Origin of the sequence: Rhizobium sp. BR 315 (genome assembly GCF_050577975.1) — a bacterium.
Lineage (GTDB): Bacteria > Pseudomonadota > Alphaproteobacteria > Rhizobiales > Rhizobiaceae > Rhizobium > Rhizobium miluonense.
The window spans coordinates 127,054-149,890 of record NZ_JARWKZ010000011.1; the positions used below are offsets into that span (position 1 = coordinate 127,054).

At 58.1% G+C, this 22,837-nt stretch carries 21 protein-coding genes and 1 pseudogene; 7 read left to right on the forward strand and 15 right to left on the reverse strand.

The features are described from left to right. The first annotated feature begins 185 nt into the window (after positions 1–185). The 5 genes from QD409_RS14240 (at position 186) to QD409_RS14260 (ending at position 6,138) form a co-directional block, all read left to right on the forward strand. On the forward strand, positions 186–908 hold the full coding sequence (locus QD409_RS14240) for an HAD-IA family hydrolase (RefSeq protein ID WP_092854589.1): 723 nt from the start codon (positions 186–188) through the stop codon (positions 906–908). Positions 909–977: 69 nt separating this feature from the next. Beyond that, positions 978–2,588, forward strand: coding sequence for an ABC transporter substrate-binding protein (locus QD409_RS14245; protein ID WP_092854587.1), 1,611 nt, complete (start codon positions 978–980; stop codon positions 2,586–2,588). Positions 2,589–2,681: 93 nt separating this feature from the next. Next, on the forward strand, positions 2,682–3,632 hold the full coding sequence (locus QD409_RS14250; RefSeq protein ID WP_092854585.1) for an ABC transporter permease: 951 nt from the start codon (positions 2,682–2,684) through the stop codon (positions 3,630–3,632). Further along, positions 3,629–4,480: an ABC transporter permease gene (locus tag QD409_RS14255; protein ID WP_430762946.1), complete on the forward strand. Its 852-nt coding sequence runs from the start codon at positions 3,629–3,631 to the stop codon at positions 4,478–4,480. Before QD409_RS14250 ends, QD409_RS14255 begins: the two co-directional genes overlap by 4 nt. A 2-nt stretch (positions 4,481–4,482) precedes the next feature. Continuing rightward, positions 4,483–6,138, forward strand: coding sequence for an ABC transporter ATP-binding protein (locus QD409_RS14260; protein ID WP_092854581.1), 1,656 nt, complete (start codon positions 4,483–4,485; stop codon positions 6,136–6,138). Between the two features lie 25 nt (positions 6,139–6,163). On the opposite strand, the gene QD409_RS14265 is transcribed toward QD409_RS14260, so the two are convergent. Then, positions 6,164–6,640, reverse strand: coding sequence for an Lrp/AsnC family transcriptional regulator (locus tag QD409_RS14265; protein ID WP_092854579.1), 477 nt, complete (start codon positions 6,638–6,640; stop codon positions 6,164–6,166). Positions 6,641–6,874: 234 nt separating this feature from the next. Here QD409_RS14265 and QD409_RS14270 point away from each other — a divergent pair, with 234 nt between their 5' ends. After that, entirely contained in the window at positions 6,875–8,200 is a 1,326-nt protein-coding gene (locus tag QD409_RS14270; RefSeq protein ID WP_092854577.1) for an NAD(P)/FAD-dependent oxidoreductase, read from the forward strand. Between the two features lie 178 nt (positions 8,201–8,378). Here the strand turns inward: QD409_RS14270 and QD409_RS14275 are convergent, their stop codons facing one another. The 3 genes and pseudogenes from QD409_RS14275 to QD409_RS14285 all read right to left on the reverse strand — a co-directional run bounded on the left by QD409_RS14275 (position 8,379) and on the right by QD409_RS14285 (position 11,270). Continuing rightward, the gene (locus QD409_RS14275) at positions 8,379–9,806 is read right to left on the reverse strand and encodes an aldehyde dehydrogenase family protein (protein WP_092854575.1); all 1,428 of its coding nucleotides are present in this window, start codon (positions 9,804–9,806) and stop codon (positions 8,379–8,381) included. A 312-nt stretch (positions 9,807–10,118) separates the two neighbouring features. After that, a pseudogene (locus QD409_RS14280) lies at positions 10,119–10,373 on the reverse strand (Lrp/AsnC family transcriptional regulator); the annotation flags it as partial. 171 nt (positions 10,374–10,544) lie between these two features. Then, complete coding sequence (locus QD409_RS14285) at positions 10,545–11,270, reverse strand: SDR family oxidoreductase (RefSeq protein WP_092854573.1); 726 nt, start codon at positions 11,268–11,270, stop codon at positions 10,545–10,547. A 215-nt stretch (positions 11,271–11,485) separates the two neighbouring features. Between QD409_RS14285 and QD409_RS14290 the strand changes: the two genes are divergently transcribed. Then, entirely contained in the window at positions 11,486–12,379 is an 894-nt protein-coding gene (locus QD409_RS14290; RefSeq protein ID WP_092854571.1) for an NAD-dependent epimerase/dehydratase family protein, read from the forward strand. 163 nt (positions 12,380–12,542) lie between these two features. Here QD409_RS14290 and QD409_RS14295 read toward each other — a convergent pair whose 3' ends face one another. The 11 genes from QD409_RS14295 to QD409_RS14345 all read right to left on the reverse strand — a co-directional run bounded on the left by QD409_RS14295 (position 12,543) and on the right by QD409_RS14345 (position 22,830). Further along, positions 12,543–13,268 (reverse strand): amino acid ABC transporter ATP-binding protein, encoded by a 726-nt coding sequence (locus QD409_RS14295; protein ID WP_092854569.1) that lies wholly within the window; start codon positions 13,266–13,268, stop codon positions 12,543–12,545. Further along, positions 13,246–13,905, reverse strand: a complete 660-nt coding sequence (locus tag QD409_RS14300; RefSeq protein WP_092854567.1) for an amino acid ABC transporter permease — start codon at positions 13,903–13,905, stop codon at positions 13,246–13,248. The genes QD409_RS14295 and QD409_RS14300 overlap by 23 nt, the downstream gene beginning before the upstream one ends. Then, the gene (locus QD409_RS14305) at positions 13,902–14,573 is read right to left on the reverse strand and encodes an amino acid ABC transporter permease (protein WP_092854565.1); all 672 of its coding nucleotides are present in this window, start codon (positions 14,571–14,573) and stop codon (positions 13,902–13,904) included. The genes QD409_RS14300 and QD409_RS14305 overlap by 4 nt, the downstream gene beginning before the upstream one ends. 63 nt (positions 14,574–14,636) lie before the next feature. Next, positions 14,637–15,410: a transporter substrate-binding domain-containing protein gene (locus QD409_RS14310; RefSeq protein ID WP_245298142.1), complete on the reverse strand. Its 774-nt coding sequence runs from the start codon at positions 15,408–15,410 to the stop codon at positions 14,637–14,639. A 1,099-nt stretch (positions 15,411–16,509) separates the two neighbouring features. Further along, a complete protein-coding gene (locus QD409_RS14315) occupies positions 16,510–16,797 on the reverse strand; it encodes a hypothetical protein (protein ID WP_092854561.1) in 288 nt (95 codons plus the stop codon). Positions 16,798–16,961: 164 nt separating this feature from the next. Then, the gene (locus tag QD409_RS14320) at positions 16,962–17,162 is read right to left on the reverse strand and encodes a hypothetical protein (RefSeq protein ID WP_159432211.1); all 201 of its coding nucleotides are present in this window, start codon (positions 17,160–17,162) and stop codon (positions 16,962–16,964) included. 294 nt (positions 17,163–17,456) lie between these two features. Next, positions 17,457–18,938 (reverse strand): NAD-dependent succinate-semialdehyde dehydrogenase, encoded by a 1,482-nt coding sequence (locus QD409_RS14325; RefSeq protein WP_430762947.1) that lies wholly within the window; start codon positions 18,936–18,938, stop codon positions 17,457–17,459. A gap of 72 nt (positions 18,939–19,010) precedes the next feature. After that, a complete protein-coding gene (locus QD409_RS14330) occupies positions 19,011–20,087 on the reverse strand; it encodes an ABC transporter ATP-binding protein (protein ID WP_092854557.1) in 1,077 nt (358 codons plus the stop codon). Next, a complete protein-coding gene (locus QD409_RS14335; protein ID WP_092854555.1) occupies positions 20,084–20,884 on the reverse strand; it encodes an ABC transporter permease in 801 nt (266 codons plus the stop codon). The genes QD409_RS14330 and QD409_RS14335 overlap by 4 nt, the downstream gene beginning before the upstream one ends. 3 nt (positions 20,885–20,887) lie before the next feature. Beyond that, complete coding sequence (locus tag QD409_RS14340) at positions 20,888–21,745, reverse strand: ABC transporter permease (RefSeq protein ID WP_430762948.1); 858 nt, start codon at positions 21,743–21,745, stop codon at positions 20,888–20,890. Positions 21,746–21,819: 74 nt separating this feature from the next. Next, on the reverse strand, positions 21,820–22,830 hold the full coding sequence (locus QD409_RS14345; RefSeq protein ID WP_092854551.1) for an ABC transporter substrate-binding protein: 1,011 nt from the start codon (positions 22,828–22,830) through the stop codon (positions 21,820–21,822). Positions 22,831–22,837: the final 7 nt, after the last annotated feature.

The window sequence follows — 22,837 nt, forward strand, 5'->3', positions numbered from 1 at the left end:
TCGAAATTTTGTGCCGCAGCATACCATTGATTCGGCGACTCCGCCGCTCAGGAACTGCCAAACTGCCTCCCAGAACGGCTGAAACCGGCTTTTCCGGGCCTTGGCAGGAAGAATTCCGCCCCTTGGGCCAGAATTTTATGCTGCAAGCGATTTGTCCGCGAGCAGATCATGAAGGAGAGCATGACTTGGCCAGAGACTTTCAAGATTTCAAGTATCTTACCTTCGACGTCGTCGGTACGCTCATCGACTTCGAGGGTGGCATAAAGGCCTGCCTTGCCGAGATTGCGACAGAGAGCGGTATCGCCATCGATGGCGAGGAAGCGCTGAGGCTCTATCGCCAGGCGCGCTACAGCGAAGATGCGGATCTCTTTCCGGACGATCTCGCACGGGTCTATATGGTCATCGCGCCCGCACTTGGCCTGCCGCCGGAAGATCGATACGCACAGCGGCTGCGCGATTCCGTGGCAAGCTGGAAAGCGTTTGACGACAGTGCGGCAGCACTCGCCGAGCTTGCCAAGACTCATCGCCTCGTTGCGATGACCAATGCCCGCCGCTGGGCGCTCGATCATTTCGAAAAGAAACTGGGCTCGCCGTTCTTTGCGACCTTTACCGCCGACGATACCGGCACGGAAAAGCCGGATCCCGCCTTCTTCGAACAGGTATTCGAATTCGTTGCCGGCGAAGGGGCGAGCAAGAACGATATTCTTCATGTTGCTCAAAGCCAGTATCACGATATCGGTATTTCGCGAAAGCTTGGCCTGACCAATTGCTGGATCGAGCGCCGTCATGCCCAGAACGGTTATGGCGGGACGATAGAACCCGACACATTCACTCAACCCGACTACCACTTTAAGTCGATGGCGGCCTTCGCTTGCGCCGTCAGGGAAAGGCCAACCGAAAGACAGTGACCCAACCCGGGAAAGCTCGCGGTCAAGACGGGCATCCCATCAATCAATCAACAGAAAAAGGGGAATGAGATGACTGACAAAATTGCAAACTGGACCGCTGCTGACGATGCGATGGTGGAGAACGCCATCAGGCGCGGCGCAACGCGGCGCGATCTCCTGAAGCTGATGCTGGCAGGAGGCGTGGCGGTATCATCGGCGGGCATTATTCTCGGCCGGGCTTCCCAGGCCGTTGCGGCCACGCCGGTCTCAGGCGGAGCTTTCAAGGCGGCCGGCTGGTCGTCCTCGACGGCTGACACACTGGACCCCGCAAAAGCGTCGCTGTCCACCGACTATGTGCGCTGCTGTTCGCTCTACAATCGCCTGACCTTCATCGACAAGGCCGGCGTGACACAAATGGAGCTTGCCGAGAGCATCGAGAGCAAGGATGCCAAGACCTGGACGGTCAAGCTGCGCAAGGGCGTGACATTCCATGACGGCAAGGCGCTGACAGCCGACGACGTGGTCTTTTCCCTTAAACGCCATCTCGATCCAGGGGTCGGCTCGAAAGTCGCCAAGATTGCAGCACAGATGACCGGCTTCAAGGCTGTCGACAAGTCGACGGTCGAGATCACCCTGGCCGACCCGAATGCCGACCTGCCGACCATTCTGGCCCTACATCACTTCATGATCGTTGCCAACGGCACGACGGACTTCTCGAAGGGCAACGGGACCGGAGCTTTCGTTCTTGAGACCTTCGACCCCGGCAATCGCTCGATCGTAGTGAAGAACAAGAACTACTGGAAGTCTGGCCAACCCTATCTCGACTCCTTCGAGTTCTTTGCGATCAGCGATGACAATGCCCGCGTGAATGCCTTGCTTTCCGGCGACATTCATCTTGCTGCGGCGATCAATCCGCGTGCCATGAAGCTCATCGACGGTCAGTCGGGCTTTGCATTGTCGAAGACGACGAGCGGCAATTATACCAATCTCAACATGCGCCTCGACATGGCTCCGGGGAACAAGAAAGATTTCGTCGACGGGATGAAGTCACTTGTCAATCGCGAGCAGATCGTCAAGTCAGCCTTGCGTGGCCTTGGCGAAGTCGCCAATGATCAGCCCGTTTCTCCGGCCAACATCTATCACAACAACGATCTGAAGCCGAAAACCTTCGACCCCGACAAGGCGAAATTCCACTTCCAGAAGGCGGGCGTGCTCGGGCAGTCTATTCCGGTCATAGCGTCCGACGCAGCGACCTCGTCGATCGACATGGCCATGATCATCCAAGCCGCCGGCGCCGACATCGGCATGAAGCTCGATGTCCAGCGTGTTCCCTCCGATGGCTATTGGGATAATTACTGGCTGAAGGCGCCGATCCATTTCGGTAACATCAATCCGCGCCCGACGCCCGACATTCTGTTTTCGCTGCTTTACGCCTCGAACGCTCCGTGGAACGAGAGCCAGTACAAATCCGAAAAATTCGACAGGATGCTTGTCGAGGCCCGTGGCTTGCTGGATCAAGCCAAGCGCAAGCAAATCTATGGCGAAATGCAGACGATGATTGCCGAAGAGGCAGGTACTATCATCCCTGCCTACATCTCGAATGTGGATGCCATTTCGAGCAAGGTGAACGGATTGGAAGCCAACCCGCTCGGTGGCATGATGGGTTATGCAATGGCGGAGTATCTCTGGCTCCAGGCCTGACGGCTGTGGAACCTCCCCGGGCGGCACAAGCCGCTCGGGGACTTCCGTCCCGCGAACGCCATTCGTTTCGTAGACCGCCGCAGGAGTATTCGTTTGAGATCCGAGGTTTCCATTCTTGTCCTAAACCGGCTCTTCATCGCGATCATCACCTTGCTGATCGTGTCGTTCGCCGTCTTTTTTGCAACGAGTATGCTGCCAGGAGACACCGCCTCCATTCTGCTCGGTCAGGCGGCCACGCCCGAGGCGGTTGCAGGCCTGCGCAAGGCCATGCATCTCGACGAGCCTGCGATTCTGCGGTTCATGGCTTGGCTTTTGGGACTGGTGAAGGGTGACCTTGGAACATCCTATGCCAACAACATGCCCGTTGCGCAGCTGATCGGTGGTCGCCTGGTGGCGACGCTGGAGCTTGCCGCCATCACGACGCTCGTTTCGGTCCCACTTGCACTGCTACTCGGCATTACCTCAGCCATGCTCCGTGGCTCCTACTACGATCGCATTGTCACGATCATTTCGATCGGCGTCATATCGGTGCCCGAGTTCATGGTTGCAACGCTTGCCGTGCTCGTGTTCGCCGTCTATCTGCGCTGGCTGCCTGCACTCTCCTCCATTAATGAAGCGCATACATTCTTCGACCTCCTGAAGATCTATGCCATGCCGGTCATTACGCTCACCTTCGTCATCTCGGCGCAGATGATCCGCATGACCCGAGCGGCCTTGATCGAAACGCTAAAGACGCCCTATGTGGAAATGGCCCTGCTCAAGGGCGCCTCGCGCGGCCGAATGGTGTTTATGCATGCATTGCCCAACGCCCTTGGTCCGATCGTCAATGCGATCGCGCTTTCGCTCTCCTACCTCGTCGGCGGCGTCATCATCGTCGAGACTATCTTCAACTACCCGGGTGTCGCCAAGCTGATGGTCGACGCCGTCGCAACCCGAGACCTGCCACTCATCCAAAGCTGTGCGATGATTTTTTGCCTTGGTTATCTCTTGCTGATCACCGCTGCCGACATCGTTGCTATCCTGTCAAATCCGAGGCTGCGATGACCACGAAAAGCCTGCTTCGCCACGCTCCGTCCATGTTCGGCTACAACGTCAGCCCTGTTGGCGTCTTTGCCTTTGCCATCATCCTCGGCTGGACGATCGTCGCCCTGTTCGCACCCTATATGATCCCCTATTCCGTCGGTGAAATCGTCGATACGGACTATTTCGGCCCCATGAGCCATCAATTGTGGCTCGGCTCGGACTATCTCGGCCGCGACATGCTTTCGCGCGTGATGATGGGTGCCCGCTACACCGTGGGCATTTCGCTTGCAGCTGTCGCACTTTGCTGCTTTTGCGGCGTGACGCTCGGCATGATCGCTGCGGTTATCGGCGGATGGTTTGACATAATCCTGAGCCGGTTTCTCGACGCCCTGAACTCGATCCCGAGCAAGCTTTTTGGCCTCGTGGTCGTTGCTGCCGTCGGATCGTCCATTCCGGTGCTGATCATCACCCTCGCCGTCATCTACACGCCGGGTGCTTACCGCTTTGCCCGCGCGCTCGCCGTCAACATCAATACGATGGATTTCATCACAGTTGCGCGCACCCGCGGTGAGCGGGTCGGCTATATTATCTCCTCTGAAATCCTGCCGAACATTATCCGACCGGTCCTGGCCGACTTTGGGCTGCGCTTCGTGTTTGTTGTGCTCCTGCTATCAGGCCTTTCCTTCCTCGGCCTTGGCCTGCAGCCGCCCTATGCCGACTGGGGCGCTCTGGTTCGCGAAAATATCGGCGGACTGCCCTTCGCAGCACCTGCCGTGATCGCACCCTCCTTTGCCATCGCCAGCCTCACCATCAGCGTCAACCTGCTGATCGACAACCTGCCGCGCAGGATCAGAGACAGGAGCGCGTGACAATGGCCAACCTCGTTGAAATCAAAAATCTGAAGGTCGAAGCCACGACTGACTCCGGCCGCGTGGTGGAAATCATCAAGGACGTCAGTTTCGATATCGCCAAGGGAGAAATCGTCGCGCTGATCGGCGAAAGCGGCTCGGGCAAGACGACGATAGCGTTGACTCTCATGGGGCATGCGCGAGAGGGTTGCCGCATATCCGGCGGCAAGGTCCATGTCGACGGGCAGGACATGGCCGCTCTGTCGGAAAGCGAACGCTCAAAGGTCCGCGGCACCACAGTTGCCTATATTCCGCAAAGCGCGGCTGCGGCCTTTAATCCGGCCTCGAAGATCATGGAGCAGGTCATCGAGGTCACCCGCATTCACAGACTGATGTCGCCGGAGCAAGCACGCCGGCGCGCGATCGAACTTTTCCGGGCGCTGTCGCTGCCGAGCCCGGAAACGATCGGCGAACGATATCCACATCAGGTCTCCGGCGGCCAGCTGCAGCGATTGGCTGCCGCCATGGCCCTGATCGGCGAACCAAAGCTGATTATTTTTGACGAACCGACCACCGCGCTCGACGTGACGACGCAGATCGACGTACTGAAGGCGTTCAAGTCCGTCATCCGCGCTGGCGATATTGCCGGTGTTTACGTTTCGCACGATCTAGCGGTCGTGGCGCAGATCGCCGACCGCATTGCCGTGCTTAAGGGCGGCGAAATCCAGGAATTGGCGTCCACCGAAGCGATCCTTACGCGACCGAGCCATCCCTATACGCGCGAGCTACTGGCGGCCTTCGAACCGAAACAAGCGTTCCGTAGAGGGAGTATCGCAGGGTCGATCGCACCCATGCTGAGGATCGACGGCCTGGTTGCGGGCTATGGTGATATGCAGGCCAATGGCCTGCCGGCAGTCTGTGCAGTTCAATCCGTCAGCCTTGAAGTGGAGAAGGGCAGGAATCTCGGCATCATCGGCGAATCCGGATGCGGAAAGTCGACGCTGGCTCGTGCAATCGCAGGCATTCTGCCCGCCGTATCAGGCACCATCGGCTTCAATGGCAGCGACATGAATCGCGCCGCAAAGTTGCGCTCGCGCGACCAACTGCGTGAGATGCAGATTGTCTTTCAATATGCCGACACGGCGCTCAACCCGGCAAAGTCCGTCGGCGATATTCTCGAGCGGCCGCTGGTCTTCTACCATGGCATGGGCAGCAAGGCTCGAGAGGCCAGGGTCGACGAACTGCTTGACATGGTGCGATTGCCGCGCGCGCTTCGCTATCGCTATCCGTCGGAACTGTCCGGCGGACAGAAGCAGCGCGTGAATTTTGCCCGCGCGCTGGCAGCAGAACCGCGCCTGATCATCTGTGATGAAATCACCTCTGCTCTCGACACCGTTGTCGCAGCGGCAATCATCGAGCTCTTGAAGGAACTGCAGCGTGAGCTGCATTTGTCTTACATCTTCATCAGCCATGATCTCTCGGTCGTCGAGGCAATTTGCGACGAAATCGTCGTGATGTATGGCGGCCGGAAGGTGGAGCAAATCACACGCGAATCCGCCAATGCGCCCCGCCACCCCTATTCGCAACTGCTGTTCCAGTCCGTTCCGAAACTCGATCCGAAATGGCTCGACAGTCTTGTTCAGGACCCGGAACTCAAGCGTGAATACGGCCATGGCTAACCGATGACATGACCTCGGATGCCGATCACATGGGAAACAGGCTGGTCAACGGCATGTGCGCCTTGACGATCGGCGACTTGAGCACGACGAAGCTGAAGTACTTGTCGATCCCAATATCCATATCGGTCAGCCGTTCCATAATGGTCTGATACTCACCGATCCCGGCGGTGACAAATTTGATGAGATAGTCGTAGCCGCCGGAAACGAGATGGCACTCGATCACTTGATCAATTTTCTCGACCACGTTTAGGAAGCGAGCAAAATCGATCTGCCTGTGGTTCTTGAGGGTGATCTCGGTAAAGACGGTTAGTGTTTGACCGAGTTTTGCGAGGTTGATCTGGGCGGAATAGCCTTCGATGTATCCTTCAGCCTGGAGGCGCTTGACGCGCATGAGGCATGGACTAGGAGAAAGAGCCACAAGCTCGGCCAGCTCGACATTGGTGATGCGGCCATTTCTCTGAAGCTCGTAGAGGATTTTGATATCGATCCGATCCAGTTTCATGAGTGAGGTCCGCCGTTGAGAAAGTGCCGGGAAAAGGCGGCACAAAATGCTGTTACCAAGTGGCGTTGAGGGTAGCACATCGCCTGAACATGTCTATGCGGAAGACAAATCTCCATTGAAGCACAATAGTTTATAGACCGTATCGGGTACGGCATAAAATTCGGCGGTCCGGTGATCTCCAGCAACGTTTGGCCGAACAATGGGTTAGGGTTGGGTAGAATTTGGAGGTCACGCATGCCTGCACCGCTTTGTCTCATCGAAAGCTCGCCGATATTGCCGAAGTCAGCCGACACGGTGGTGATCGGCGGCGGTATTGTCGGTGTTTTCGCAGCATATTATCTCGCAAGATCGGGCCTACGCGTTGCCCTTGTCGAGAAAGGCCTGATCGGTGCGGAACAATCCAGCCGCAACTGGGGTTGGTGCCGGCAGCAAAATCGCGATGCCCGAGAACTGCCGATGGCGACGAAGAGCCTCGATCTGTGGGAGAGATTTGCCGGCGATACCGGCGAAAACGCGGGCTTCCGGCGTTGCGGGTTATTCTATCTCAGCAATGACGAACAGGAGATCGCCGGTTGGGCGCGCTGGCACGACTTTGCCCAGACGGTTGATGTCACCACCCATATGCTCGACGGCGCCACCGCAACCGAGCGCGGCCGAGCAACGGGGCGTGTGTGGAAGGGAGGCGTCTTCTCGCCAACCGATGGAATAGCCGATCCGGCCAATGCGGCGCCTGCGGTGGCGCGCGCGATTGTGAAGCTCGGCAGCACCGTTCATCAGAATTGTGCCGCCCGCGGCCTGGAAACAGAGGGCGGGCGCGTCAGCGGTGTGGTCACCGAGAGCGGCGTGATCCGCACCAAGACGGTGATCCTTGCCGGTGGCGCTTGGGCATCATCTTTCTGCCGGCAATTGGGGATCCGCTTTCCCCAGGCTTCCATTCGCTCCTCGATCCTGGCGGTCTCCTCTGGCGCCGAGGGGCTGCCGGATACATTGCACACCAGCGGTGTATCGATTACCCGCCGCGGCGACGGTGGGTATACGCTCGCCATCAGCGGCCGCGGTCGGGTCGACCTGACAGCCCAACAATTGCGGTTCTCGTCGCAATTCATTCCGATGTTCCTCAAGCGACGAAAAAGCCTATCGCCCGGTGGGCTCGAAGGCTTCCGCTCCGGACATGAATCGTTGAAACATTGGCGGCTCGACCGGCCGACGCCAATGGAACATATGCGCATTCTCGATCCGAGGCCGGATCGCGCTACGATCGAACTGACGCACGCAAGGGCAGTTGAACTTCTGCCGGAGCTTCGCAAGACCGAGATCACGGCCGCTTGGGCAGGCTATATCGACAGCACACCGGATGGTGTTCCCGGCATTGGCGAAATCCCGACGCTCCCTGGCTTTATTCTCGCCGCCGGATTTTCCGGTCACGGTTTTGGGATCGGACCCGGGGCCGGCCATTTAATTGCCGATATGGTGACCGGCGCGGAACCCATCGTCGATCCGCTGCCTTATCATCCAAGTCGGTTTGCGTCATCCGTTTGGGGGAAAGTCGCGGATTTCTGATGGGAAAGAAGAGCCCCATTTCCTGAGTCCCTCACTATGCATGCACTGCAAGCTCAGCGCTGTGCAAAGCAAACAGATCCCCCAGCGAAAGCACCAATAGCCGGTTCGGAAATGGGTTTCGAAAGAGGTTGACCCGTTATTCTTCCCAGATACCGGCCTATCGAGGTCAACAATTGGCTCAGTGCGATACGAAGCCGACGATACCCTTGATCTCGGTAAATTCATGCAGGCCAAACTTCCCATACTCCCGACCATTGCCGGATTGCTTGTATCCTCCAAATGGCGCGGCGCCATCCCATGCCGATTGATTAAGACGAACAGTGCCGGCTCGAAGCCTGCAAGCGACCGACCGCGCCTCCAGGGGGTCGCCCTGAATGTAAGCGGCGAGTCCATAGGGCGTATCGTTGGCAATTGCCACCGCCTCGTCCTCGTTTTGATAGCCGATAATCGACAGCACGGGACCGAAGATTTCTTCGCGCGCAACCGTCATCGAATTTGTCACGCGAGCAAAAACGGTTGGGCGCACGTAGTAACCTATGTTGAGATGTGAGGGGCGCCCGATACCGCCGGCGACAAGTTCAGCTCCTTCCGCGATACCTGCCGCGATCAGCGCCTGGATTTTTGCGAATTGGGCCGCGCTTGCCACCGGCCCCAGGTCGGTGTGAGTATCCGAAGGGGGACCGACAACAAGCATGGCCGCTTCTCTCGCGGCTATTGAACTTGCTTCATCCATTCGCTCGGCTGGCACGAGCATTCGCGTCGGCGCATTGCACGACTGCCCGGAATTGCCAAAGCACCGGCGCACGCCTGCGCTGATGGATGCGGCGAAATCGGCGCTCCGTAAGATGATGTTTGGCGACTTGCCGCCGAGTTCCTGATGCACCCGCTTGACCGTCGGTGCAGCTGCCTGCGCGACGGCGATGCCGGCACGCGTTGAGCCCGTGAAGGACACCATGTCAACATCCGGATGGCTGGCGAGTATCGTTCCGACGGTTGGACCGTCACCTTGGACCAGATTGAAGACTCCTGCCGGTACGCCAGCTTCAGCCATGATCTCAGCAAAGACGATTGCGTTGAACGGAGCGATCTCTGAGGGTTTGAGCACCATCGTGCAGCCGGTCGCGAGTGCCGCTGCGACCTTGCACGCGATCTGGTTGATCGGCCAGTTCCAAGGCGTGATCATTGCTACCACGCCAACCGGTTCGTGCACGATGCGAGTCGAGCCTTGCATGTATTCGAAGGCGAATGTTTCGCAGGCCTTGATCGTTTGCTCGAAATGAATAGCGCCGAGGGCAGCTTGTTCAGCCCGGGCCATGGCAAGCGGCGCTCCCATTTCGTGAGATATGACGTCGCCAATCTCGTCGTTACGACGCTTGAGGATTGCCAGAATTCGCTTCAAAAGCGCCAAGCGTTCTTCCTTCGTCGTCTGAGAGAAAGAAACAAAGGCGCTACGCGCAGCTGCGATTGCCTTATGGGCGTCTGCGGCACAGCCCATCGCAATCGCTCCTATCGGCTGCTCGGTGGACGGGTCGATGACCTCGCGAGTGGTTGAGAGCGTAGGGTCGATCCAGTTTCCACCGATATAGAACTTATGCGCATGTTTCACAGCTTTCTCCGTCGGTTGGCCGCGCTGTTTACCGTTTCGGTGATGCTCTCGGCGAGGTTCCCCAATCCTATTGCCCGGACGGTTCTCCAATGCGGGGGCGCTGACGTCGGTTCTGGCCTATCGATCTACCGCAAGATAGCTCATAGGGATCGTCCTCTGATTTCGTCTGCCTGCCGATGGTACGCGGCTCCATTCAGCGCAATCTGCCTATGTTGTACCGTAAGGCAGAACTTCATTGCGAATGTCCACCGTGTTGTGAAGGTCCGAAGTCGTTCAAAGCGAGCAGGCTCAATGACCGTCGGCGCCGTGTCACTACGTGGTCAACGGCAACTCATAGATTCGTTTCAGGGTTCCCATCGGGACGTCAGTCTTCATGTTCAATGCGCTCGGGATATGCGTGAAATGGTCGGCCGTGACAATGCGCGCGACAGCATCATGCTCTCTCGTTGTCAGATAACATTCCATGGCTTCGGAAAACCGCCCTACAGCCTCAGCAAATTGCAGAGTGATTTGTGCATCCTGTGTCTTGAACCAGACGCGAGCAAACACCGTGAGGCCTGCGCCCACAGCGCAACAATATGAACGCCGTCGTTGCAGCCCCGCAGCATTCGGCCTGGCCGTCGGGAATTTAGAGCAAAACGCAGCTTCCCGGCCTAGACGTTCGCCGTCGCGCCGAGATCAGCAGCGACATTTTTGAAGATCTTTGCGGGCTGGCCAAATTGCCGCCCGTCGCCTTGATCAGATGTCGAAAGCGCTCGGCAATATTACGACGTCGCGGATCGTCACATTGCGCGGCCGCGTCAACATGAAGATGACCGCATCCGCGACCTCTTTAGGCTCAATCAACGCTCCCGCCTCCTTTGCCTTTCGCAGGTTCTCTTCGGGCCAGTCTGCAAGGAGGGCACTGACAACAGGTCCAGGGGATACAGAACCAACCCTGATGCCGTTCTTGAGAAGCTGGCGCCGCATCGTCTGTACGAAGCAGTGCATCGCCCATTTGGAAGGGGAATAGACCGGCTCCCAAGGAACCGGGGAATGGCCCGCTACCGAGCTCGTCACGACAATGTCGCCAGTGCCCCGCTCGATCATATGGGGGATTACCGTTCGGACGTTTTTTATCACGACGTTGACATTTAGATTGAGCATTCGATCGATCGCATCGAGATCTGCGTCGACAAGATCCCCACCGATGTAGGTGCCGGCATTTGCGTGGAAGATATCGAGGTGGCCCACCTTTGAGAGCACTCCTTCGAGCAGAGAAGCGCAGCTTGCCGGATCCAGCAAATCGATGACGAGCGGGATCGCGCCTTGTCCAAGACGCTCACGAGCGATGTCCAGCGCCTTCTGATCCCGATCGATCATTACAACTTTCGCGCCTGCTGCGATCAACGCTTCGGTCGACGCCAGGCCAATCCCAGATGCCGCCCCCGTAACGGCAGCGATTTTACCTTCGAGCTCGTGCATGCGGTCTCCTTCCCAGATCCGAACCTATCCAAGGTCGCATACGGGCAGATATTTTACGAGTGTTTCGACGGCTTTCTTCGATATTCCCTGCCAACGGTCAGCTACCCCGCGCCCCGGAATGCCGCGGATTTCGATCGTGTCGGATCACAAAGTCGTATCTTGCGAAAAAGGTGTGAGAGCCTATCTTCCGCTCAATTTCATGCGGAGGAAATTTCATGAAGAAACGTATTTTATTTACCGGCGGAAGCGGCAAGGCGGGACGTCATGCTGTGCCCTGGCTGGTCAACGCCGGCTATGAGGTTCACAACATCGACTTGGTGCCGCTGAACAGCCCTGGCGTCACCAATCTGCAGGCCGATGTCACCGATGCCGGGCAAGTCTATAATGTCCTGACTATGCATCGCGACTTTCCGGATCTCGATCACGGCAAAGGCACGCAGCCTTTCGACGCCGTCGTGCATTTCGCCGCCATACCGCGCATTTTGATCAAACCTGACAACGAGACATTTCGCATCAATACGATGAGTACCTATAATGTCATCGAGGCGGCTGCGAAGCTTGGCGTGAAAAAGATCATTATCGCCTCCAGCGAGACGACTTATGGCGTCTGCTTCGCCGAGGGCCATCGTGATTTTCATCAGTTCCCACTCGAAGAGGACTACGACGTTAATCCGATGGATTCCTATGGCCTGTCGAAGGTCGTGAACGAGAAGACGGCGCGCGCCTTTGCAGAACGCTTCGGCATCGATATCTATGCGCTACGCATCGGCAACGTCATAGAGCCACATGAGTATGAGCGCTTCCCCGAATATTTCGCCAATAGCGAAATCCGCAAGCGGATTGCCTGGAGTTATATCGACGCTCGCGACCTTGGCCAGATCGTCTACCTCTGCATCGAAAAGAGCGGCCTGGGCTTTCAGGTGTTCAATGCTGCGAATGACACCGTGTCAGCCAATACGCCATCGCGCGAGCTTGCCGCCAGGCATTTTCCCAACGTCCCGTTCACGCGCGAGATCGGGGAGTATGAAGGCCTCTTGTCCAACCGCAAGATTCGCGGGGTGCTGGATTTCAAGGAAGAGCACAATTGGCGGCGCTATGTGAACGTCTAATAAGGATGCCTCAATAAGATTGCCGGACGAGGCAGCAAGCGGCTCCTAATAGGTCGCTCCTGGAAGACTCGCTTTCTCTCGTCACCTGAATCCAAAGTTCGGTTCATTGGTTTCTGACAGAAGCGAGGATTTCATCGGCGGATTGAAAGATCAGATCAATCCTTCAGTGAAGGCCGAGGAACTGCTTGAGTTCCGGCGTCTGCGGATTGGCAAAGACTTCGCCGGGTGGGCCGATTTCGTGCACCCGGCCCTGATGCATAAAGACGACACGGGAGCAGACGTCGCGGGCGAATTTCATCTCATGCGTTACCATCAGCAGCGTCATGCCTTCGCTTGCCAGTTCGCGGACAACGGCGAGAACCTCTGCCACCAGTTCCGGGTCAAGGGCCGAGGTGATCTCGTCGCAGAGAAGCGCGATTGGCTGCATGGCGAGCGCTCTTGCGATGGCGACGCGTTGCTGCTGACCGCCGGAGAGCTCATCCGGATAGGCGTCGAACTTGTGCCCAAGGCCGACGCGGTCGAGCATTCGCCGCGCCATGGCCTCGGCTTCGGCCCTGGCTATCTTCTTGACGACCATCTGCGAGAGCATGACGTTGCGTCCCGCGCTCAAATGCGGGAAGAGATTGAATTGCTGGAAGATCATGCCGACCTTCAGCCGGAGCGCCTTCAGGTGCAGGTCGTCAGGCAGGAGTTGCGCGCCTGCGACCGAGATCGAGCCGTCATTTATCGTCTCCAGCCCGTTGATGCAGCGCAGAAGCGTCGACTTTCCCGAGCCGCTCTTGCCGATAATCGCGATCACTTCGCCTGGTTCGACATCGAGGTTGATGCCTTTCAGCACCTCGTTGGTGCCAAAGCTCTTGCGGACTTCAGTGACCTCGATGAGCGACATTGAGCTTCCTTTCCAGAATCTGGCTGCTTTTCGACAGCGGCCAGCACAGGGCAAAATAGATGAGCGCGACGAAGCCATAGACGGTAAATGGCTGGAAGGTCGCATTGGTGATGATGGTGCCGGCCTTCGACAGCTCCACGAAGCCGATGATGGACGTGAGCGCGGTGCCTTTGACGACCTGCACGGAGAAGCCGACCGTCGGCGGCACCGCGATGCGCAGTGCCTGCGGCAGGATGACGTAGCGCATCTGCTGGATATAGCCCATGCCGAGGCTGGCTGAGGCCTCCCACTGGCCCTTGGCGACGGCCTCGACGCAGCCGCGCCAGATTTCGGTGAGGAAGGCGGCCGACCAGAGGGTGAGCGCGACACCGGCGGCCAGCCACGCCGGCACGTCGATGCCGAACAAGCCCAGCCCGAAGAATGCGAGGAAAAGCTGCATCAGCAGCGGCGTGCCCTGAAACAGCTCGACGAAATATCTGACGGCGACGCGGCCGGCCTTGCGTTTGCCGATGCGCAGGAACAGCAGGATGGCGCCGGCGATCGCGCCGCCTGCAAAGGAGACCAGCGACAGAAGTATCGTCCAGCGCGTGGCCAGCAGCAGGCCGCGGAGAACATCCCATGTGGTGAATTGGATCATCGGCGGGCCCTGCGTGGAAAGATCAATGCGCCCACGCCCGCAAGCGTCTGCCGGAGCAGGATCGCGAGCACCAGATAGATCGCCGTGGACACGAAATAGGCTTCGAAGGCACGGAACGAGCGGGACTGGATGAAGTTTGCCGCGAAGGTGAGATCCTCTGCGGCGATCTGCGAGACAACCGAGGAGCCGAGCATGACGATGACGACCTGCGACGACAGCGCCGGCCAGATGCGTTGCAGGGATGGGATGAGGACGACATGGCGGAAGGTCTCGAATGGCGTCATCGCGAGGCTCGCGCCGGCCTCGAACTGGCCGCGCGGCGTTGCCTGTATGCCGGCGCGGATGATCTCGCAGCTATAGGCGCCGAGATTGATGATCATGGCGAGATTGGCCGCCGTCATCTCATTCATCTGGACGCCGATGCCGGGCAGGCCGAAGAAGATGAAGAAGAGCTGGATCAGGAACGGCGTGTTGCGGATCAGCTCGACATAGGTGGCGACAAGGGGCTTGAGCCTGCGCGGGCCGAGCGCACGCACCCAGGCGCAGGCGATGCCGAGGATAATGCCGAGCACGGCGCCGATCAGGGTCAGCTCGAGCGTGACGAGGACGCCCTTGATCAGGACCGGGTAATATTCGGCGAGCCAGCCGAAGTCGAAATGATAGCGCATGGGAAGATGCCTCGCTCGGACAGACTGCGCCGCCAAGCTGGCGGTGCGTCCGTCGTGCGTTGATCAGAAGCCGGCAGGAAGGTCGGCGCCGAGCCACTTCTGCGAGATCTTGTTCAGCGTCCCATCGGCCTTGGCGGCGGCGATGATCTCATCGACCTTCTTCTGCAAGGCCGGCTCGCTCTTGTTGAGGCCGATATAGCAGGGCGAGTTGGTGATGAGGAATTTCATCTCGGGCTTTTTCGGCGGGTTCTTGGCAAGGATCGCCGCGGCGACGACGTTGCCGGTGGCGATCAGCTGCACCTGGCCCGAGAGGAAGGCCGAAATGGTGCCGTTATTATCTTCGTAGCGCTTGATCGTCGCGTCCTGCGGTGCGACCTTCGTCAGAGCGAGGTCCTCGATCGCACCGCGGGTGACGCCGATCGTCTTGCCGGAAAGATCCTCCGGCTTGGCAGCGGCAGCGTCGGCAGGACCGAAGATCCCGTTGAAGAAGGGTGCATAGGCGTCGGAGAAATCGATAACGGCCTGGCGCTCGGCGTTCTTGCCGAGGCTCGAAATCACCAGATCGACCTTGTTCGTCTGCAGGTAGGGAATTCGGTTGGCGCTGGTGACCGGCACAAGCTCCGTCTTCACGCCAAGCTTTTCGCCGATCAGATTGGCCATGTCGATGTCATAGCCCATTGGTGCCATATCCGTACCGACGCTGCCGAAGGGCGGAAAATCCTGCGGAACGGCGACGCGGAGCGTACCGCGCGATGCTATATCGCTCAGGGCATCCGCCCTTACTGCTTGCGGGGCGGAAAGCGATCCCATCGCGAATATCGCGATGCCGAGTGCCATGAGCAATTGTCTGCGCTTCATCAAATGTCCTTCCAATCAGGCTATGTACGCTGAAGGACAAAGCAAGACCTGGGCCAATCGACTGAATGCCGCCGTCAACCGTACTGTGATCCGGACAGATCGCTCATCTCCGGCCGATCGGTGATTGAATATTGCTCAAGAATTGGGCGCGGTGCTGTCACATAAACCAGGTGTCAGTGAATTGTGTCGATTTAGGCCCGGAGCAATGCGCTGAGCCGGATGCTGCGCCGCACGAATTCCTATGTCGTTTCCGGCACGAATAGGTCAGTCATACTGTACTGTTTTGTTGCCCGCGCGAAGTTGCGATGCGGCGTCGGTTAATTGCCTCCAAGCTAGACCAACGCTACGCCCTGTAGATCACAGTCGATGGCACCGGCGCCGGCCATGCTCATTCTAACTTTTATGCCACCCAGATCGGCGGTGGGCACTTTATGGTCTCCCGCACCGCGACATCGAAATCGCGGCTGGACTTCCTGTCGTTGCTACACGGCAATTATCGGGATTACGTTCTCAACGACGCGGCGTGCGATTATTTGGAGGGCCTCAATGCCGACTGAGGTCTTACTGCCACACTGCGCGCATTCGAGCCGCAAGGCTTCTGTAATGAGGTGCCGTTTTGGGAGCATCTCTCCGGCAAGGGTATTGCGCCGTCGCCCCACGCGGCGGAAACCAACTCGCCCGTCTGCCGGTCAACGCTAACGGTGATATCATTGCCGTCGTTGTCCGTTCCGTCGACAATGAACCGGTCTCTCTTGCGGTCGATATTTTCGACCTCCTGCAAGCCCTCATGCCGGGCTATTCGAACAGCCTGGCGCTGGCTGAGCCTATGTCCATGTCCGCAGGAGGTCGTGGTGGCAGATCCCTATTCGGATCCACAAGACGCACGCCGCCAGGTCCTATTTCGATGGCCTGTGAAAACGATGGCGTCGCATATACAGCCATAACAGCTGCCATGGCCACAACAGTAAGGCTTTCAACAAGTCGACCGTCCAAGCGCTATTGACGCCTCCGGTCACATTTTTCGTTGTGACCAGAGGCAAATTGGCCCGATCCCTATGCAGCTTTCAGCATGCGCCGCTCAGTAGCGATAGTAGCGGTGATGAGGGTGGTGGCGATGGTGCTTGTACCAGCCGTAGTGATGGCCGCGCCAGTAATGGCTCCGGTAGCTGCGATGCGATCTCCAGTGGTGATGCCGGTGATGTCGATAGCCATGCCAATGGCGGCGGTGATGATAACGGACCGTCTGAACGGATGACTGGACCTCCGGCTTGGCCATATTCATCATCGGCGCAGCGGATGCAGAACCCGCACCGATCAACAGACCGATACCGAGTAGCGCGGCAAGCAGATTTCTAAAGATTTTCATAGTGAACCTCCGTCATTGTCATCATCCTGAAACCGGACGGCTGAACAGGGGATGAATAATTTTCAGTCGGCCGCGCAACTTGTGGGCAGTTCAATCGCCTCGGTCGCCGACCACCTCGACATAACAGGCGAGGAATTCGAGAGCACCAACACCAAGGCGCCCGTCTATGCCTTTTCGCCAAGAGCCCACGCGGCGGGCATATCGAGATCGGCGGCATCTGGAAAAAGCGGAACCAGAATAGCGGCGACTATTTCACCCTCAGCGTCAACACAGGCCACGCCAGGCTCAACGCCAATCTCGGCCGCGATCCTGGCCAGGACGACGATGACCTGATGGCCATCATCCCCTGGGACTGATCCCAACAAGCGCAGTATCCCGGCCCTCGGCTGAGGTACCGCGGGCAACAGTAGCCTTCGGCTTGACCCTTGGGCCGACCGGAACTTAATGAGAATCCCTAAGAGACATGCAGGAACTGTCTCCGAACGGAAACCGTCATAGTGTGGGAGATGACAACTTGCCGCAAAATCCCATTAATCTCAGATGAATTACTACAGCCGATAAAAACAAAGCAGTTTTGTGAGTTTATCCCGTCGGATATCCTTCAGCACACCGAACCCTCGTCGCCGGATTTTGTTGCATGGCGAAACTCAGCGGCGAGACTAACCTATGTCCAGACACATGTATTTTAGCTCAACATAATCTTCCATGCCGTATTTGGAGCCTTCGCGGCCCTGGCCGGACTGCTTGATCCCGCCGAAGGGGGCGACTTCGGTGGAAATCAAGCCGGTATTGATACCGACCATGCCATATTCGAGCGCTTCAGCTACGCGGAAGACTTTCGACAGATCCCGGGAATAGAAGTAGGATGCAAGGCCAAACTCGGTGTTGTTGGCCATGGAGATAACCTCGTCCTCCGTCTCGAACCTGAAGAGCGGTGCGACGGGACCGAACGTCTCCACGCCCGCTACTTTCATCTCCGTTGTGACCCCGGTCAGGATCGTCGGCTGGAAGAACAGGCCGCCGCGTTCGCTTGGTTTGCCGCCAAGTATCACGGTAGCCCCCTTCGACAAGGCGTCTTCGATGTGCTCCTCAACCTTGACTAGCGCTTTTTGCGAGATCAGCGGCCCGGCTGCGACACCCTCCTCAAATCCATCGCCGATCTTGAGGGCGCGAACCTTCTCGGCAAGCTTTTCGGCGAAGGCATCATAGACGCCGGCCTGAACATAAAGCCGGTTGGCGCAGACGCAGGTTTGGCCATTGTTGCGGTATTTCGAGACCATGGCACCTTCGACGGCAGCATCAAGATCGGCATCATCGAAAACGATAAACGGAGCGTTGCCACCGAGCTCCAGGCCCAGTTTCATGATCTGCTCAGCACCTTGGCGCATGAGGATCTTTCCGACATTGGTCGAGCCGGTAAAGGTCAGCTTGCGTACTTTGTCATTCTCAGTGAACGCCTTGCCGACCGCGGAGGGCTCTGTCGAAGTAATAATGCTGAAGACGCCCGCGGGAATGCCGGCGCGTTCGGCAAGTAGCGCAAACGACAAGGCCGAAAGCGGTGTCTCCGCCGCCGGTTTTGCCACCATCGCACAGCCAGCGGCAATCGCTGGGGCGAACTTACGCGCCAACATGGCGTTTGGGAAATTCCAGGGCGTAATGGCAGCAACGACGCCGACCGGCTGCTTGATGACGATGATGCGTTTGTCGGCCTGATGGCCGGGAATGGTATCGCCGTAGACTCGCTTCGCCTCCTCGCCGAACCATTCGACATAGGATGCACCATAAAGAATTTCGCCCCTCGCTTCGGCAAGCGGCTTGCCCATTTCCGTCGTCAGGATCGTCGCCAGATCGTCGGCATTGGCAATCATCAGCTCGAACAGATTGCGCAGGATGGCGGCGCGCTCCTTGCCAGTCTTCTTCGCCCATTGCTTCTGCGCTCCATGGGCTGCTTCGATGGCGCGATCGACCTCGACCCTGTTCATGTCGGGCAAAACGGCGATCGTCTCCCCGGTCGAAGGGTTAAATACGTCGAAGGTCTTGGCTGCCTCGCTTGCCGCGACCCACTTGCCGCCGATAAGCGCTTTGTCGATGAGCAGCGAAGGGTCCTTCAGCCGACCACGGAGGGATTCAGAAAGGGTCATTGGTAACATCCTCACGGATTCAAAAAGGCGCGATCGACGGAGGCGACCGCCCGGCCGCCTAAGGTTGCCCGTTCAGGCGAAAGCGTGTGCCGAATTGGCTTCGAAGCCGAGCCAGGCTTGATCACCGCGAGCAAGGTGCGAAATCGCTTCATGTCCAAACGGCAACCGAACGGACAAGCTGTCGCCGCTTGCAGTCCGCGTGCTGACCTCGACGTTGTTGCCCAGAAAGGTGATGTCGCTGATCGTAACGACGAGGCCGGCGTCGATCTGAGCCCGCGACAAAGACAGTCTTTCGGGTCGGAGCAACAACGATGCCTTCGTGCCGCCAGCGCCGCCGCTACGCATTGGCACGCCATCGATTATGGCACCGCCCGGAAGCGCCAGACGCGCCTTGCCGTCGCTGCGTCCAACAACCTCAGCATCGATGAAGTTGCTGTCGCCGATGAAGCCGGCGACGAAATGGGTCGCCGGGTTCGCATAAAGCTCTTGGCCGGAGCCGATCTGATCAATCTCGCCGTGACTGAAGACCGCAATGCGATCTGAAAGGCGCAAGGCCTCCTCCTGGTCGTGCGTGACATAGAGAATGGTGACGCCGGTTTCCTGATGAATGCGTCGGATCTCGAATTGGATTTCCTCGCGAAGCTTTTTATCGAGCGCCGACAGCGGCTCGTCCATCAAGAGCACGGGCGGATTGTAGACGAGCGAGCGAGCGAGCGCGACGCGCTGTTGCTGACCACCCGACATCAGAGCGGGCTTTCGATCTTCAAATCCTTCGAGGCGCACCAACCGCAAAGCCGCCTTCACGCGTTCGGCTATCTCGGCTTGCGGGGTACGGCGCACCCGCAATGGAAAGGCAACGTTCTCGCCGACTGTCAGATGCGGGAAAAGCGTGTAACGCTGGAACACCATTCCGATACTACGCTTGTGCGAGGGCGTCGAAAGAAGGCTTTGGCCCCTTAGAAGAATGTCCCCTTCCGTTGGATCTTGAAACCCAGCGAGAATGTAGAGCGTTGTCGACTTTCCCGACCCGGAGGGGCCAAGGAATGTCATGAACTCGCCTTCGGCAATGTCCAACGTCACGTTCTTGACTGCCGTAACTTGGCCATAGACCTTGCGAATGCCGCGGATAGAGAGAAATGCGTCGGTCATGCTTTGTGTCCCTTGCGGAAGATGGCTGCCAGGACCATGAGGACGATGGTGAAGGCGATGAGTATAGTGGAAGCTGCGGCGATCACGGGCGTCAGGTCCTGACGCAAGGTCGACCAGATCTTGACCGGGAGCGTCTGAAGCGTCGGGCTGGCCATGAATATCGCCAGGACCACCTCATCCCAGGAGGCCAGGAAGGAAAAAATGGCGGCGGCAAAGATTCCGTGGCTGATCGCCGGCACGGTGACCCGAAGGCGCGCTTCCCAAGGGCTGGCGCCGCATAGAACCGCAGCATCCTCGATGGACTTGTCGAAACCTTCCAGGGCGTTTCCGATTGAAATAATGGAGAACGGCAGCGCGATCAGTAGATGTGCGATGATGAAGGCGATCGTCGTTCCGGCCAGGCCGAGCTGCAGGAACAAGGCATAAAGCGCAACAGCGAGAACCACCACCGGCAGGATCATCGGCGTCAGGAAGAGAGCCCGCAGTGCCTCACGTCCAAAGAAGGTACTGCGGTTCAGGCCGAATGCGGCCAGGAAACCAATGATGACGGATAGAGCCGTAACGACGGCCGCGATCTCAAGACTTGTCAACGCGGAATAGAGCCAGCGCGGGTCGGCAAATAATTCCTGATACCATTTGAATGTCCAGGACGGTGGCGGAAAGATCAGCCATTGCGACGAACCGAACGAGAGTGCAGCGATGAACGCAATCGGAAGGATCAGGAAAAGACAGACGATAACCGTCAATCCGATCAGAAAAAGCTTGAGCCCGCCGAGCTTTTCGAAATCGAGCAACATGACTTACCTCGCCCGATTGGTGTTGAAAAATTTAAGCTGGATCGCATAAAGTGCCAGCGTTACCAGCAACAAGACGAAGGCGGCGGCTCCGCCCATACCCCAGTCAACAAGTGACTGAACAAACTGGGCGACAAGCTCGGCGAGCATCATGTTGGAGGTTCCGCCTAGCAATGCAGGTGTCACGTAGTAGCCAAGCGACATCACGAAGACCATCAGCGCCCCGGCGGCTACGCCAGGCAAAGACAACGGCAGCAGGACGTGCATGAAACATTGGCGCTTGTTGGCCCCACACAGCGCTGCCGCTCGCAAGATGCCGGGATCGATCGAGCGCAGAACGCCCATAAGCGGCAGGATGACGAAGGGCAGCATGATGTAAGTCATGCCGATAGTCACACCAACGAGATTGTTGACGAGAGCAAGCGGCTTGTCGATCAATCCGAGCCCAATCAGCAGCTTGTTGACGACGCCCGTCCGCTGCAGCAGAACCATCCAGGCGTAGGTTCTCGCCAGGAGGTTGGTCCACATGGACAGGATGATGATTGCCAGCACCAACCGCGACCAGCGTTCCGGCATGATGGCCAGGAGCCATGCGATCGGGTAGCCAATGACGATCGACACGATCGTAACCAAGCCCGCTACCAGGAAGGTATTGAGGAAAACCCGCAGATATGTTGTCGAGCCAAGCAGTGTGGCGTAGTTCTGCAGTCCGAGTTGGGGCTCGAGCAGACTCCGCATCAGGAGCATGCAGACTGGGACGATAAAGAACAACGCGATGATGAGAAGCGCCGGCAGAAGATAACCGAAGCTACCTTGCCGTGGCGATCTGCGTAAAGCGCTGCCGATCGTTGCCGTTAGAGCCATTTGCATCTCCCGAGATTCTGGCGATCTCGACGGCCCGGCGGTGCCGGCCCGTCGACAGATGAGCCATGAGCGACTTACTTCGCCTGCCAGGCATACCAGCGTGTACCGATCTCATCTCGGTGCTGTGCCCAGTAGTTCATGTCCGCGTTGACCTGCGTTGCCGCCTGTTGGTCTGGCAGCGAGTTGCGCAAGGCGGGATCCATCATTTCAGGCGAGCCAAGATTGATCGGCGCATAGCTGGTTTTCGCAGCGAACTTGGCCTGAGCCTCCGCACTTGTCGCGTTGGCAATGAACTTCATCGCCGCCTCCTTGTTCTTCGCACCCTTTGGAACGACGAGCGCGTCTGCAGCCGTGATATTGTTCGTCCAGGATGTTTCGACTTTCACCCCGGTCTGCGCAAGCGCTGTCAAGCGGCCGTTCCAGAAGGATCCAAACGGTGTCTCCGCAGATGCCAGCAACTGCTGCGATTGCGCGCCGCTATCCCACCAGACGATATCCGACTTGATCGTGTCGAGCTTCTTGAAGGCGCGGTCGAGATCGAGCGGATAAAGCTTGTCGGCCGGCACGCCGTCGGCCAGAAGTGCCGCCTCGATCACGCCTGGTGCCGACCATTTGTAGAAGGTGCGCTTACCGGGGAACTTCTTGGCGTCGAACAGATCTGCCCAGCTTTTCGGACATGCATCGACTGCATCCTTGTTGCAGCCGATGACGAAGGAATAGTAGAAGCTGCCGACGGAATAGTCAGTCACGAACCGCGGGTCGAGCTTGCTCTTGTCGATGACTGAAAAGTCCAGCTTCTCCAAGAGGCCCTTGCTACCCGCCTGAACCGCGTAGTCTCCTTCGACGTCGACAACGTCCCAGCCGACTGCTTTCGCCTCAACCATGGCTTTCAGCTTGCCGTAGTCGGTCGGACCGTCCTGCGTTACGTTCACCTTCGCGGCTTTGCTGAAGGTTTCTGCCCAATATTCCTTTTGGGCATCCTGGGTGGTGCCACCCCAGCTGGTAAACACCATGTCCTGCGCCACAGCGGCTCCGGCAAAGCCGAGACCGGCGGTAAGAACTGCAATTGCGAATGTCTTAGTCATGTTCCCT

Coding starts and splice junctions, on each gene's coding strand:
- QD409_RS14260 (WP_092854581.1), top strand. CDS start 4,483: ATGGCCAACCTCGTTGAAATCAAAAATCTGAAGGTCGAAGCCACGACT.
- QD409_RS14315 (WP_092854561.1), bottom strand. CDS start 16,797: ATGAAAATCTTTAGAAATCTGCTTGCCGCGCTACTCGGTATCGGTCTG.
- QD409_RS14345 (WP_092854551.1), bottom strand. CDS start 22,830: ATGACTAAGACATTCGCAATTGCAGTTCTTACCGCCGGTCTCGGCTTT.
- QD409_RS14330 (WP_092854557.1), bottom strand. CDS start 20,087: ATGACCGACGCATTTCTCTCTATCCGCGGCATTCGCAAGGTCTATGGC.
- QD409_RS14265 (WP_092854579.1), bottom strand. CDS start 6,640: ATGAAACTGGATCGGATCGATATCAAAATCCTCTACGAGCTTCAGAGA.
- QD409_RS14340 (WP_430762948.1), bottom strand. CDS start 21,745: ATGGCTCTAACGGCAACGATCGGCAGCGCTTTACGCAGATCGCCACGG.
- QD409_RS14325 (WP_430762947.1), bottom strand. CDS start 18,938: ATGACCCTTTCTGAATCCCTCCGTGGTCGGCTGAAGGACCCTTCGCTG.
- QD409_RS14310 (WP_245298142.1), bottom strand. CDS start 15,410: ATGGCACTCGGCATCGCGATATTCGCGATGGGATCGCTTTCCGCCCCG.
- QD409_RS14300 (WP_092854567.1), bottom strand. CDS start 13,905: ATGATCCAATTCACCACATGGGATGTTCTCCGCGGCCTGCTGCTGGCC.
- QD409_RS14285 (WP_092854573.1), bottom strand. CDS start 11,270: ATGCACGAGCTCGAAGGTAAAATCGCTGCCGTTACGGGGGCGGCATCT.
- QD409_RS14270 (WP_092854577.1), top strand. CDS start 6,875: ATGCCTGCACCGCTTTGTCTCATCGAAAGCTCGCCGATATTGCCGAAG.
- QD409_RS14245 (WP_092854587.1), top strand. CDS start 978: ATGACTGACAAAATTGCAAACTGGACCGCTGCTGACGATGCGATGGTG.
- QD409_RS14290 (WP_092854571.1), top strand. CDS start 11,486: ATGAAGAAACGTATTTTATTTACCGGCGGAAGCGGCAAGGCGGGACGT.
- QD409_RS14295 (WP_092854569.1), bottom strand. CDS start 13,268: ATGTCGCTCATCGAGGTCACTGAAGTCCGCAAGAGCTTTGGCACCAAC.
- QD409_RS14255 (WP_430762946.1), top strand. CDS start 3,629: ATGACCACGAAAAGCCTGCTTCGCCACGCTCCGTCCATGTTCGGCTAC.
- QD409_RS14305 (WP_092854565.1), bottom strand. CDS start 14,573: ATGCGCTATCATTTCGACTTCGGCTGGCTCGCCGAATATTACCCGGTC.
- QD409_RS14335 (WP_092854555.1), bottom strand. CDS start 20,884: ATGTTGCTCGATTTCGAAAAGCTCGGCGGGCTCAAGCTTTTTCTGATC.